The organism is Paenibacillus septentrionalis, assembly GCF_042659865.1.
GTDB classification, from domain to species: domain Bacteria; phylum Bacillota; class Bacilli; order Paenibacillales; family Paenibacillaceae; genus Pristimantibacillus; species Pristimantibacillus septentrionalis.
The window spans coordinates 46,352-58,842 of the sequence record NZ_JBHSTE010000008.1 but is presented as its reverse complement, the minus strand read 5'-3'; the positions used below and the strand labels follow the sequence as shown (position 1 = coordinate 58,842).

The following is a 12,491-nucleotide window of genomic DNA, read 5'->3' as shown; positions in this document are numbered from 1 at the left end:
AGTTTTTAGCGACTTATTATTAAGGCAGGTGGCATTATGAAGGTAACCGCTCTATTAAGTACTTTTAATAATGAAAAGTATATCAATCAGACAATTGACTCTGTATTATCTCAAAGTTATGAGGATTTTGAATTTATCATTGTAAATGATGGATCAACTGATGCTACTAAAGAACTAATACAACAATACAAAGACGACCGTATCCGGTTAATTAATCTTCCTGACAATGTTGGTATCGCTAGGGCACTGAATATGGGAATTCAATACTGTCAAGGAAAGTATGTGATTAAGATTGATGGAGATGATATACAGCACCCTGATCGTTTTTATCACCAAATCAAGTTCATGGAAGAGAATCCAGAACTTTCACTAAGCAAGTGTAAATTTGAATATTTCCCAGACAACAAAGAAATTGAAAATTCTCTACGTTTCGCAAACCTGATAAGGTATAACCAATTTCATAAAAATTTTCCTAGTGATTCACAAGAAATTTCTAAGTGGATTAAGTTATACTGTTGCATTGTTCATTCGGCAATGATTATCAAAACAGATGTATTAAAACGATATATGTATAGGGATTTTGTAGTAGGTGAAGATTATGATTTATTCTTACGCCTAGATCAAGAAGGACATTTAATGGGACATTTAGAAGAATGTTTATTGAGGGTGAGGGTATCTGATCGTTCTATTACAGCTAATTTTTCTGCAGACTTTTTCAATATTATTGGTTATCAAATAAAACAGCCTGCTTTAGAAAAGTTCAAACAAAACCAAAACATTTATATTTGGGGAACTGGTAACTATGGCAGAGAACTAATAAATTTATTAGAAAGTAAGGATTGGAAAATTGATGGTTTTATTGATTCCTTTATCAAAGAAGATACTAAGTTAAACGATAAGCCTATAATCAATCCTGAAATGCTTAGAAATCAAAATCAAATTAAGATAATAATCGCATCTTCAACAGGTTTTTTTGAAATAATTGATTTCTTGGAGAATATAGGTTATGTTTCAGGAGAAGATTTCACAATGATACGGTAAAGGAATGAAATAATGTCAAAACCGATAGATTTTGTAGTTCTTTGGGTGGATAATAATGATCCTACTTGGCAAGTAGATAGAGCTAAATATTTGACCTCAAGTGAAACAGAATACACAAGTGGTGAAGCCCGTTATCGTGATTGGGATACACTGAAATATTGGTTTCGCGGGATAGAAAAATATACTCCTTGGGTTAACAAGGTTCACTTTGTAACATATGGTCATTTACCAAGTTGGCTTGATACAACTCATCCCAAGCTTAATATTGTAACGCATGATCATTATATTGATAAAAAGTATTTACCTACATTTAGTGCGAACCCAATTGAGATAAACATTCACCGAATACCTAATCTATCAGAGCAATTTGTTTTCTTTAACGATGATATGTTTATGATCAATAAAATGAATAAAGAAGATTTTTTTGTTAATGGTTTGCCTTGTGATGAGGCTGTCTTCGGACACCCATTAGCGTATAATTATGCTGATGATTTTTACCATTATATTATGAATTGTATTGCACTAATTAATGAGAAGTTTATTTTTTCGAACCAAGTAAACCGTCATTACAAGAAATTTATGAATGAAATATATATGGACCAACTTATTACAAATGAATTTTACACAAAATTAAAGTGCTTTTCAGGATTTTATACTATTCATCTTCCTCAATGTTTTCTAAAATCAACGTTTCATGAGGTATGGGAAACTTATTCAGATATATTAGAAAAAACGTCAATGAATAAGTTTAGAGGAGTAAAAGATGTTACTTCATATCTAATGAGGTATTGGCAATTAATGTCTGGAAACTTCCATCCTACTTATTGGAGAAAAAAAGGTTGGGCGTTTAGTGTATCGCAGGACGTAAATAGAATTACTGATTTTATACGGAACCAAGAAAGACCTATGATTTGTGTGAATGATTCTGTAGATGTATTAGATTTCGAACTAACTAAAAGTTCAATTATAGACGCTTTTCAGTTTATATTACCTGAGAAGTCAAACTTTGAAATATGAGGTAAAGTTATGATACCTATCACTGTTGTTATCCCTGCATATAATGCAGAGCTTTTTATTGAAAAATGTATAGCTACTGTATTGCAGCAGACATATCAGGTACAACAAGTCATAGTAATTAATGATGGATCAATTGATCAAACATCTTTCATTGTTCAGGAAATATCTCAAAAAAACCCTAAAGTTATATTATTAAATCAAAGTAATTCTGGAGTATCAATTGCAAGAAATAGAGGGATCAATGAGTCAAGTTCGGAATGGATATTATTGTTAGATGCTGATGATGAAATCGATCATGAATTAGTCCAAGAACATTGTAAGTACTTACAAAGATACGGCCATAAAGATCAGTTAGCAATGATTTATACTGGGTATCAGCAAATTGATGACAATTCATCTCTATTAGACCTGACTTTTCACGGATACTCTTTAGAGAAAGAGAATGGTGTATGTGATATTTTCTTAAGAAATCCTATTATATCGCCTTCTGGAGTATTGTTATCTCGAAAAAAAAGTATTGAAGTGGGGTTATTTAATACAGACTTAAGATATGATGAAGATGTAGATTTATGGATTAGATTATCTGAGAAATATGATATCGGCTATATCGATAAGCCTCTTTCTCGAATTCGAAGGCATTCTAATAATACAACTAAATCAGTATCTGCTTCATTAGCAGCAGAAAAACACTTAATAAGCCAATATGGAATAGAACGTATTAAGCAAAGGTTTCTATCTAGAAATAGATCGCCGGAAGAGAATTTGATTGATTTTAGCTCAATATTAATGAAACTACAAATGTATAATGAATGTGAATCACATCTGAAATCTGTTGAGATTCATCCTGAAGATCACAATTATTGTAACTATCTATTTCTATATTCTGTTTGTATGTTAAAGCTTGAAAGCTATGAAAGTGCTAGAAAGTACTTACAAGCTCTGTTGGAACATCAACCTACGAATGGCGCATGTTTGAATAATATGGGTGTTCTATATGCTATAAATAATGATTTTAATTCTGCAAAGAAGGTTATGCAATTAGCTCTCATGCATTATCCTAATTACCTGGATGTACAATATAATATCAGACTAGTTAATCAAGAAAATAATTGTCCTAGTTCTTACAAATTCACCCTACGGCAATTAAGACCTGTATTAATAAACTATGCTTCTCATTAATTTATATAGAGAAGGGAGTCTAGCCATTGCTACAACAAAAAACTGCCTTCATTACAGGCGCTTCACGAGGGATTGGACGTGAAACGGCAATACAATTTGCCCGAAGCGGGGCCGTGCTTGTATTGAATGGACAAAATAAGCAGGCTCTTGAAAAGCTGCAAGCTGAGATTACGGATCAATTCCAAACAGACGTTCATCTACTTCCCTATGATGTACGCGATAAGGACGCGATAAAAAACGCCTTTCAATGGATAAAAAAGAACCTGGGCAGACTTGATGTGCTGGTTAACAACGCTGGTATTCTAGACGACGCATTGCTAGGTATGATTAATGAGCCGCAAATGAACAACACCTTTTCTGTTAATATCGAAGCAGTCATTTATCACATGCAATATGCTTCCCGCCTTATGACGCGACAAAAACAAGGCTCCATTATTAACGTAAGTTCGATCATCGGCAGAACAGGCAATGAAGGCCAGGTTGTATATTCCGCGAGTAAATCAGCTGTAATAGGAGCCACCTATTCAGCTTCCAAAGAACTAGGTCCATACAATATTCGAGTCAATGCAGTAGCCCCCGGCTTTATTGATACCGATATGACTAAACAGCTGTCTGAGGAAAAGTATGGGCAGCGATTAACTGAAATTAAAATGAATCGTATCGGCAAACCAGAAGAAGTGGCTAATGTGATTCTATTCCTAGCTTCTGATTTGTCTTCATATGTTACTGGACAAGTCATTGGAGTGGATGGCGGGATGGTTATATAAGTAAATTGGTGGTGAAGCAGTGATTAGCTTTAAGCAGTTGTGCGAGAAAGACTTGGAACAAGTGCTAGAATGGCGTACGAGCGAGCATGTTACACAATATATGTACACCGATATAGAAAAGAATATCGACAAGCAGAGGGAATGGTTTGGAAAAGTTTCCTCCGATCATACACAGTTCTATTGGATCATCCAGTATAACAATATTAATATTGGCTTAATTTCCCTCAATCAACTTGATCATCATAACATGAAGGCGACCTTTGGCTACTATTTAGGTGATCTAAGATATACGATGATAGCTGGGCGTATTCATCCTTACTTTTATAATTTCGCATTTCATCAGCTAGGCCTCCATAAGCTGTATGCAGAGGTAATGGATGGCAATGAAGGTATGATGAAAATGCATCTGCATTATGGCTTTTCACATGTTGCCACCTTTAAGGAGCACATTTACAAGGGTGGACGCTTCCATGATGTACATTATTTTGAGCTGGTGGCATCAACATGGCAAGAACTAAAAAAATTTCATAGATTTACCGCCAACTTTGCTATGGAGTAAATCTAAAACTAGAATACGCATTAGCCGATAAATGTATTATACGTATGAAGTTAGGTGGTTAAGTCGATGAACAATGAACAAAAATTGCGTGAAATCTTTGCTTCCGCATTGCAAATCAGTATAGATCGAGTAACAGATGATTTAACATACAATACAATTCCTGAATGGGATTCTATTGCTCATATGACGTTAATATCTGAAATTGACAATGAGTTTGACACCATGCTGGATACGGATGATGTACTTGACATGAGTTCATTCGCCAAAGCCAAGGAAATACTAGTTAAATATGATGTGCAGTTCTAGATATTCGGGGTGTGGTGTATATACCACGCCCTATTCTTTTACAGCTTATGGAGGGAGAGCAGGATGTTTTTCGACATACAACATATTCATTCGCAGCAATTAGCAATCATTACCCCACAGCAATCCTATGCCTATGCAGAGCTGCAAGATTTGACGAATCGTTATCGACTCAAGTCCTCCATCAAGGAGCTGGTACTTTTGCTTTGCGATAATACAATAGATATTATTGCTGCATATGTAGCGGCGCTACAATCCAATCATGCGGTGATGCTGCTCAGTTCATCTACGAATGAAGGGCTCTTGCAGCAGATTGTATCAACTTATCAGCCTAGATGGATAATTACGATAAAGGAATTTGCGTTTCTCGGGTATGAAAAACAGGGTGAGATGTTGGAGAGACAACAAGCTATCTCAATGAATCTCCATCCAGAACTCGCCGTGTTGCTCAGCACATCTGGCACGACAGGCAGCAGCAAGTTTGTACGGCTGTCCTATGCCAATCTTCAATCGAATGCTGAAGCGATCGTCCAGTATCTTGAGCTAGATAAGAATGAGCGAGGCATCTTAAACCTTCCACTTTCTTACTCATATGGCATGTCGATCTTAAATAGTCACTTACAGGTTGGTGCTACGGTACTACTGACGGAGGATAGTGTAGTTGCAAAGCCATTCTGGAGCTTTGTTGAACAATATAAAGCAACCTCTCTCCCAGGTGTTCCCTTCACCTATCAAATGCTGCAGCGTATCGGCTTCTTGAAGATGGAATTGCCTCATCTTAAAACGTTAACGCAAGCTGGGGGACGTTTGGATGAGCGCCTTGTACGCTTGTTTGGCAAATATGCGCAAGAAACAAATAAACGTTTTTTTGTAATGTATGGGCAGACGGAAGCTACGCCTCGCATTTCTTACGTGCCCAGCAGCAGGGTGCTGGATAAGCCTGGTTCGATTGGCGTTGCGGTTCCTGGGGGAGAGCTTATGCTTGATTCAGAAACAGGGGAACTGGTCTATCGTGGTCGTAACGTTATGATGGGCTATGCAGAATCTGTAGAAGATTTGGTCAAGGGAGACGAATGCCATGGTGTACTTCGCACAGGAGACGCAGCAGTTATGGACGAAGAGGGCTTTTTTTCGATTACAGGTCGCATGAAACGTTTCATTAAGCTTTTTGGACTGCGCATCAACTTGGATGAGGTAGAAAAAAAGCTGGAAGCTGTTTTGCAGCAGCCAATAGCATGTGCTGGTACTGATGATCGACTAGTGATAGCTGTAGAAGAGGCTGAGCTAGTTGATGCAATTAAGCATCAAATTGATGCGCTATATAAGCTACATCGATCATCTTATAAGGTTGTAGTGCTGTCAGAGCTACCACGAATGTCAAACGGCAAAATAAATTATCAGGCGCTAAAGGATGAATAATGATGACTAATCCTTATACACTGGTCAGTGATCAAAAACAGAATCTACTTCTGGAAGGACTCAATGAATTGACAAAGCATCATATTGAGCAGTGCGCGCTGTATCGCTCAATGATTGAAAAGTCTAGTCTACCGTCTAACAGTAATCGGCTTGAGGCAGTGCCTTACTTACCTGTTCAATTGTTCAAAATGATGGATTTGACTTCTATCCCTAAATCAGATGTTGTTAAAACGTTAACCTCTAGTGGAACAACAGGACAGCAAGTATCTAAAATTTATTTGGATAAAGAAACGGCAGCCGCTCAATCCAGAGCCCTTGTCGATGTAATGAAGCCATTACTCGGTTCACAGCGCTTACCTATGATTATCTTTGATACCAAGTCGGTGCTGAAGGATCGTCGTTCTTTTAGTGCTAGAGGAGCGGGTATATTAGGGTTCGCTAATTTTGGCAGACACCACTTTTATGCAATGTTTGATGATATGACCGTAGATTGGGATGGACTAGAGGATTTCTTGCTTGAGCACCGAAACTCAAAAATCTTATTATTCGGATTTACTTATATGGTTTGGAAGCATGTGTATCAGGAAGCAAAACGGAGTGGCAAAACTCTAGACTTTGGAGATAGCATACTGATTCATGGCGGTGGATGGAAAAAGCTGCAGGATGAAGCAGTTGATTCTACAACCTTTAAATCAGAGCTCAAGCGAGTGCTTGGCATTCAGAAGGTGCACAACTATTATGGTATGGTCGAGCAGGTCGGCTCGATTTTTGTAGAGTGTAAGCAAGGACATCTGCACACCCCACATTTCGCAGATGTGATCGTGCGAGATTCGTTAAGCTTTAAGCCGTTGCCCTACGGGCAGCAAGGCTTGATTCAGGTTCAGAGCCTACTGCCTCGAAGCTATCCAGGACATAGCTTATTAACCGAGGACCTGGGTACGATTCATGGAGAAGACGATTGTCCTTGCGGATGGAAAGGGAAGTACTTCACGGTGGCAGGAAGAATCCCTAAGGCAGAGCTAAGAGGCTGTAGTGATACGTATGGCTTTGGACAAGGGGGGAGCAACTCTTGAAATTTTATTTACCAGCCCAGAACGGCGAGACGGTACTAAAGCATTTATCGGAAGTGCCAACTTTAACGCCATTTCATGAGACTGTTCTTTCCTTTATCCAAGCTTTGTCCAAGCGATTTGTTCAGCTTCGTCAATATCCAGAAGCAGTAGCACTTGGATTTTGGATGAGAAAGGCCAATATTGCAGCGTTGCAGCAGCAATGGGAGCAAGTCACAGGACAATGCGTGATTAAGGCGAGAGGAACAGTGTTTCATATTGCGCCTTCTAATGTCGATACAATCTTTGTCTACTCGTGGATTTTATCCTTATTAGCTGGCAATCGAAATATGATTCGTGTATCGAGTAAACAGCAAGCGCAGCAGAACATTCTTCTGCAAGCAATTGTAGATGAGCTGTCTAATCCACATTTTCAAGAGCTGGCTGAGCGTAATGTTGTATTTACATACGAGCATCATGATCAGACAACAGCAGAGCTGAGTATGCTTAGCCATGTGCGAGTTGTTTGGGGCGGGGATGAAACAGTAGATGCTATACGCCGCGTACCGCTAGCGCCGATGGCAAGTGAGCTTGTATTTCCGGATCGGTTTTCTATGTCGCTTATTCATGCACAAGCGATGGACATGCTTAATGATCAAGCGCTGCAACAGCTTGCAGAGCAGTTTTACAACGATGCTTACTGGTTTGACCAGCTCGCCTGCTCATCTCCAAGATTAGTGGTGTGGGAAGGTAAGGCTGATCAGATTGAACGTGCGCAAATGAGATTTTGGCAAATGCTTGAGCAGGTTATTCGCTCTAAAACAATAGAGCTGGCTCCAGCTGTACAAGTTCAAAAGCTGACAACATCCATGCTGCTGGCTTCGCAAAATGATACGATAAAAGCTAGTCATGGTATGTGGTATTCACGTGTTCTAGTCGACCAGCTAGGTGATGACATTCGAGAACGTCATTGCGGAGGTGGATTTTTTGTTGAGAAGCTTATTCGGGATCTATCCGAGCTGTCTCGTATTATCGTCGATAAGGATCAAACGTTAACTTATTTTGGTTACAGCAAGGATCAATTGCTTCAACTGATTAATCAAATTGGCTCGCGTGGCATTGATCGTGTAGTGCCAATCGGCAAGGCGCTCGACTTTCAGGAGACCTGGGATGGACAAAGCTTTTTGCGTTCATTTACGAGAGAAATTGTTATTATATAATGAGGTTGCACACAGCAAGATAGAAAGGAAGCTGGCTGATGAAAACAATTGTAATTATACAGGCTAGAATGGGATCCTCACGGCTTCCAGGGAAAATCCTCATGCCGCTCGGCAGCCACAACAATTTGTATTATGTAACGGCTCGCTGTAGAAGCATAGCGGGAGTAGATGAAGTAATAGTCGCAACCTCTACCCTACCGCAGGACGATGCCGTGGAGCAGTGGTGCAGTGAGCATCAGATCCTATGCTTTCGTGGATCAGAAGAGGATGTGCTTAGCCGTTATATAGAAGCGGCTAAGCTTTATGAGCCTGCTTTTGTTGTTCGTGTAACCGCTGATTGTCCATTTGTCGATGTGGAAATGGCACAGGATATGATTCAATTCATCAAGGAAAAGCGGGTTGACATTGTAGATTTGGGAGCTGAGCTGCCAAGAGGCTTGGCAGTTGAGGTGGTCTCATATTCTGCGTTGCAGTATATCAATGAACATGGCAAGAAGCTTCGTCATCGCGAGCATGTTACGTACTATGCATATGAATTTAAAGAGCGATTTTCAAGAGTCGTCTATCAACCTCCTGCTAATCGTCTTCATCCAGCGCTTCGCATCACGCTGGATACGCAAGAGGACTACCGTGTTATTAGCGATATTGCCAAGCATTTCGATGACCCGCTTGTGCCAAGCTCAACCGTCATTGAGTATTTATTGGATCATCCAGAGGTAGCAGGCATTAACGCACATGTGGAGCAAAAGCCAGTTGTATGATGCGCATATTGATTCGTGCGGATGCATCAACTGTTATTGGTAGTGGGCATGTGATGCGATGTCTAACCATTGCAAATAATTTTAGGAGATTAGGTCATCAAGTTGTTTTTTGGATGAGTGAATTGCCTGGTCATCTCATTGATCTCGTAATCAGTAAAGGGTTTTCCGTTACACAAACAGTAATGAAGGCTGATTTACTTATAGTGGATCATTATCAATTTGGCGTTGAGTGGGAAACGGAAATGCGTGCATGGGCCAAAAAAATTATTGTGATTGATGATTTGGCAAATCGTCGTCATGATTGTGACTTGTTGCTCGATCAGAACGTTGTTCCGAACTATGAGCATCGCTATGATGCACTAGTCCCTGCACAATGTCGCAAACTTTTGGGACCGACTTATTTAATCATGCGGGACGAGTTTGTTGCTGCTCGAGGAAAATCACGCAATAGAAGTGGTAAAGTTGAACGGTTACTCGTTTTTATGGGTGGAAGCGATCCGACTGATGAAACGACAAAGGTACTGCAAGCGTTGCAGCACACGAACACATCATTTAAGCATGTTGATGTCGTCGTTGGCAATAGTTGCGTCAAGCGTGATGACATTAAACGATTATGCGAAGATATGCAGCTGCATTACTATTGTCAAATTGATTATATGGCGGAGCTGATGCGTCTGGCTGATTTTTCAATTGGTGCGGGCGGGTCATCGATGTGGGAACGCTGCTATGTTGGACTTCCCTCGGCGAGCACAGTCGTTGCTGAGAATCAACGGTTGTCCACGAACACAGCAGAGGAGCTCAATGCTATTATTCAAATAGGCTGGCATGTAGACGTGTCGTCAACACATTACTTACAGCTGCTGGACAAGCTGCCAGCTATGAGCGAGCAATTAATGGCAATGAGCGAGCAAGGCTATAAAATTACCGAAAGCCAAGACGGCCCTAATGCTTGGCTGCAAGAAATGGTGGGGTTATTATCATGATCAAAATTGGCCACAAGGAAATTGGCAGCCATACGAAGCCTTTTATTATAGCGGAAATGTCAGGCAATCATAATCAATCACTAGAGCGTGCACTTCATTTGGTAGAATTAGCAGCTGAAGCGGGTGTGGATGCTGTCAAGCTGCAAACGTACACGCCAGATACGATTACACTGGATGTGCATACTGGAGAATTTTTCATCTCGAATCAAGACGACCTGTGGAAGGGTCAATCCTTGTATGAGCTATATCAGAAGGCGTATACGCCTTGGGAGTGGCATCAAGCGATATTCGACAAGTGCAAGGAGCTCGGTTTGCTGGCGTTCAGCTCACCCTTTGATGAAACAGCAGTTGATTTCCTTGAAACGTTGGATGTGCCCGCATATAAGATTGCTTCGTTTGAAAATGTGGATATCCCATTAATTCGCAAGGTTGCAAAAACAGGGAAGCCGATCATTATATCTACGGGAATGGCAACAGCAGCGGAGCTTGATGAAGCAGTTCGTACCGTTAGAGCAGAAGGTAATAATCAGCTTGTGCTCTTAAAATGTACAAGCACGTATCCAGCTTCTCCAGAAAACTCTAACCTGGCTACGATTCCGCATATGAAGGAGATGTTTCAAACGCAAATCGGATTGTCTGATCACACGATGGGAATCGGAGTAGCGGTAGCTGCAGTAACATTAGGTGCGACTGTTATTGAAAAACACTTTACGACCTCGCGTGCAGAAGGTGGAGTGGATGCTGCATTCTCGATGGAGCCGCATGAATTGAAAGCTCTTGTAGAGGAAACTGAGCGTGCATGGTTAAGTATTGGACATATTCAATACGGTCCAACTGAAGCCGAGCTACCATCCGTGAAAAATAGAAGATCGCTTTATATTGGTGAGGACATGAAGGCAGGAGATCTATTGACGGAGCAAAATCTGCGCAATGTTCGCCCAGGCTTAGGGCTAGAAACGAAGTACTATGAATTAGTGCTAGGGAAAGCCATCAAGAAAGATGTGAAGAAAGGAACAGCGCTTAGCTGGGACTTATTGCTATGACAGGTCGGGAACAATTTTTACCTTACGGGCAGCAGTGGATCGAAGAGGATGATATAGCGACAGTTATAGAGACGCTTCAATCTCCTTACTTGACAACTGGGCCTAAAATCGCACAATTCGAGCAGCGTGTTGCTGATTATGTAGGCGTGAAATATGCAGTTGCCTTTTCGAACGGTACTGCTGCTTTGCATGGCGCTTGCTATGCAGCAGGTATAACGGAACGAGATGAAGTGATTACATCACCGATTACATTTGCTGCTAGTGCTAACTGTGCGCGCTATTTTGGGGCGAAGATTGTATTTTCCGATATCGACGAAAGAACCTATAATCTCGATCCCGAGCAGCTGCGACGAGTGATTACTCCTCATACGAAAGCGGTCATACCTGTTGATTTTACCGGTCAGCCGTGTGATATTGACTCAATTATGGAGGTGGCCCAACAATATAATCTCGTTGTCATTCAAGATGGCGCACATTCATTAGGCGCGAGCTATAAAGGAAAAAAAGTTGGCTCTCAAGCAGACATGACGATGTTCAGCTTCCATCCCGTTAAGCCAGTCACAACGGCTGAGGGCGGTGTCATCGTTACGAACAATCAAGCGTACTATGAGAAGCTTAAGCTGTTTAGATCACACGGTATTACAACCACCTCATATGCACAGGAGCAAGGGGACTGGTACTACGAAATGGTCGATCTTGGCTATAACTATCGCATGACAGATATTCAAGCTGCACTTGGACTATCACAAATGTCTAAGCTGAATCGGTTTATATCGCGCAGGCAAGCATTGGCTTCACTCTATACAAAGCTATTACAGGATGTAACAGGATTCCGTACGCCATATCAATTGCCGGAGACGGAGTCAGGCTGGCATTTATATTCTATACAGCTAGATCAGCAGCAGCTTACCAAATCGCGCAAGCAGGTTTTTGAAGAAATGCGAGCTGCCAATATCGGTGTGCATGTACACTATATCCCGGTATACTGGTTTCCGTATTATCAGCAATTAGGGTATGAAAAAGGAATTTGCCCTGTTGCTGAGCAGTGGTATGAGGGAGCACTGACGCTGCCGTTATTCCCTAAAATGACAGATGAAGACGTAGTCGACGTTGTAAATGCGTTGAAACATATTATACGTTAGGAAGATAT

At 40.7% G+C, this 12,491-nt stretch carries 13 protein-coding genes; all 13 read left to right on the top strand.

The genetic code is table 11. From position 1 onward, the window contains the following. The first annotated feature begins 36 nt into the window (after window positions 1-36). The gene (locus ACFP56_RS19855) at window positions 37-1,041 is read left to right on the top strand and encodes a glycosyltransferase (RefSeq protein WP_379237891.1); all 1,005 of its coding nucleotides are present in this window, start codon (window positions 37-39) and stop codon (window positions 1,039-1,041) included. Between the two features lie 12 nt (window positions 1,042-1,053). Continuing rightward, window positions 1,054-2,058: a Stealth CR1 domain-containing protein gene (locus tag ACFP56_RS19850; RefSeq protein ID WP_379237889.1), complete on the top strand. Its 1,005-nt coding sequence runs from the start codon at window positions 1,054-1,056 to the stop codon at window positions 2,056-2,058. Window positions 2,059-2,067: 9 nt separating this feature from the next. Then, the gene (locus tag ACFP56_RS19845) at window positions 2,068-3,237 is read left to right on the top strand and encodes a glycosyltransferase (RefSeq protein WP_379237887.1); all 1,170 of its coding nucleotides are present in this window, start codon (window positions 2,068-2,070) and stop codon (window positions 3,235-3,237) included. Window positions 3,238-3,263: 26 nt separating this feature from the next. Continuing rightward, entirely contained in the window at window positions 3,264-4,004 is a 741-nt protein-coding gene (locus ACFP56_RS19840; RefSeq protein ID WP_379237885.1) for an SDR family NAD(P)-dependent oxidoreductase, read from the top strand. A gap of 19 nt (window positions 4,005-4,023) precedes the next feature. Next, window positions 4,024-4,563, top strand: a complete 540-nt coding sequence (gene pseH, locus ACFP56_RS19835; protein ID WP_379237883.1) for a UDP-4-amino-4,6-dideoxy-N-acetyl-beta-L-altrosamine N-acetyltransferase — start codon at window positions 4,024-4,026, stop codon at window positions 4,561-4,563. A 66-nt stretch (window positions 4,564-4,629) separates the two neighbouring features. Then, a complete protein-coding gene (locus ACFP56_RS19830; RefSeq protein ID WP_379237881.1) occupies window positions 4,630-4,869 on the top strand; it encodes an acyl carrier protein in 240 nt (79 codons plus the stop codon). Window positions 4,870-4,932: 63 nt separating this feature from the next. Next, window positions 4,933-6,285 (top strand): AMP-binding protein, encoded by a 1,353-nt coding sequence (locus tag ACFP56_RS19825; protein ID WP_379237879.1) that lies wholly within the window; start codon window positions 4,933-4,935, stop codon window positions 6,283-6,285. 2 nt (window positions 6,286-6,287) lie between these two features. Next, window positions 6,288-7,358, top strand: coding sequence for a LuxE/PaaK family acyltransferase (locus tag ACFP56_RS19820; protein WP_379237877.1), 1,071 nt, complete (start codon window positions 6,288-6,290; stop codon window positions 7,356-7,358). Beyond that, complete coding sequence (locus tag ACFP56_RS19815) at window positions 7,355-8,554, top strand: acyl-CoA reductase (protein WP_379237875.1); 1,200 nt, start codon at window positions 7,355-7,357, stop codon at window positions 8,552-8,554. Before ACFP56_RS19820 ends, ACFP56_RS19815 begins: the two co-directional genes overlap by 4 nt. Window positions 8,555-8,592: 38 nt before the next feature. Continuing rightward, entirely contained in the window at window positions 8,593-9,315 is a 723-nt protein-coding gene (locus ACFP56_RS19810; protein ID WP_379237873.1) for a cytidylyltransferase domain-containing protein, read from the top strand. Further along, window positions 9,312-10,298 carry a UDP-2,4-diacetamido-2,4,6-trideoxy-beta-L-altropyranose hydrolase gene (gene pseG, locus ACFP56_RS19805; RefSeq protein WP_379237871.1) on the top strand — a complete coding sequence of 329 codons (987 nt, stop codon included), beginning with the start codon at window positions 9,312-9,314 and terminating at the stop codon, window positions 10,296-10,298. The genes ACFP56_RS19810 and pseG overlap by 4 nt, the downstream gene beginning before the upstream one ends. Continuing rightward, window positions 10,295-11,341 carry a pseudaminic acid synthase gene (pseI, locus tag ACFP56_RS19800; RefSeq protein ID WP_379237869.1) on the top strand — a complete coding sequence of 349 codons (1,047 nt, stop codon included), beginning with the start codon at window positions 10,295-10,297 and terminating at the stop codon, window positions 11,339-11,341. Before pseG ends, pseI begins: the two co-directional genes overlap by 4 nt. After that, window positions 11,338-12,483 carry a UDP-4-amino-4,6-dideoxy-N-acetyl-beta-L-altrosamine transaminase gene (pseC, locus tag ACFP56_RS19795; RefSeq protein ID WP_379237867.1) on the top strand — a complete coding sequence of 382 codons (1,146 nt, stop codon included), beginning with the start codon at window positions 11,338-11,340 and terminating at the stop codon, window positions 12,481-12,483. Before pseI ends, pseC begins: the two co-directional genes overlap by 4 nt. The last annotated feature ends 8 nt before the right edge of the window (window positions 12,484-12,491 follow it).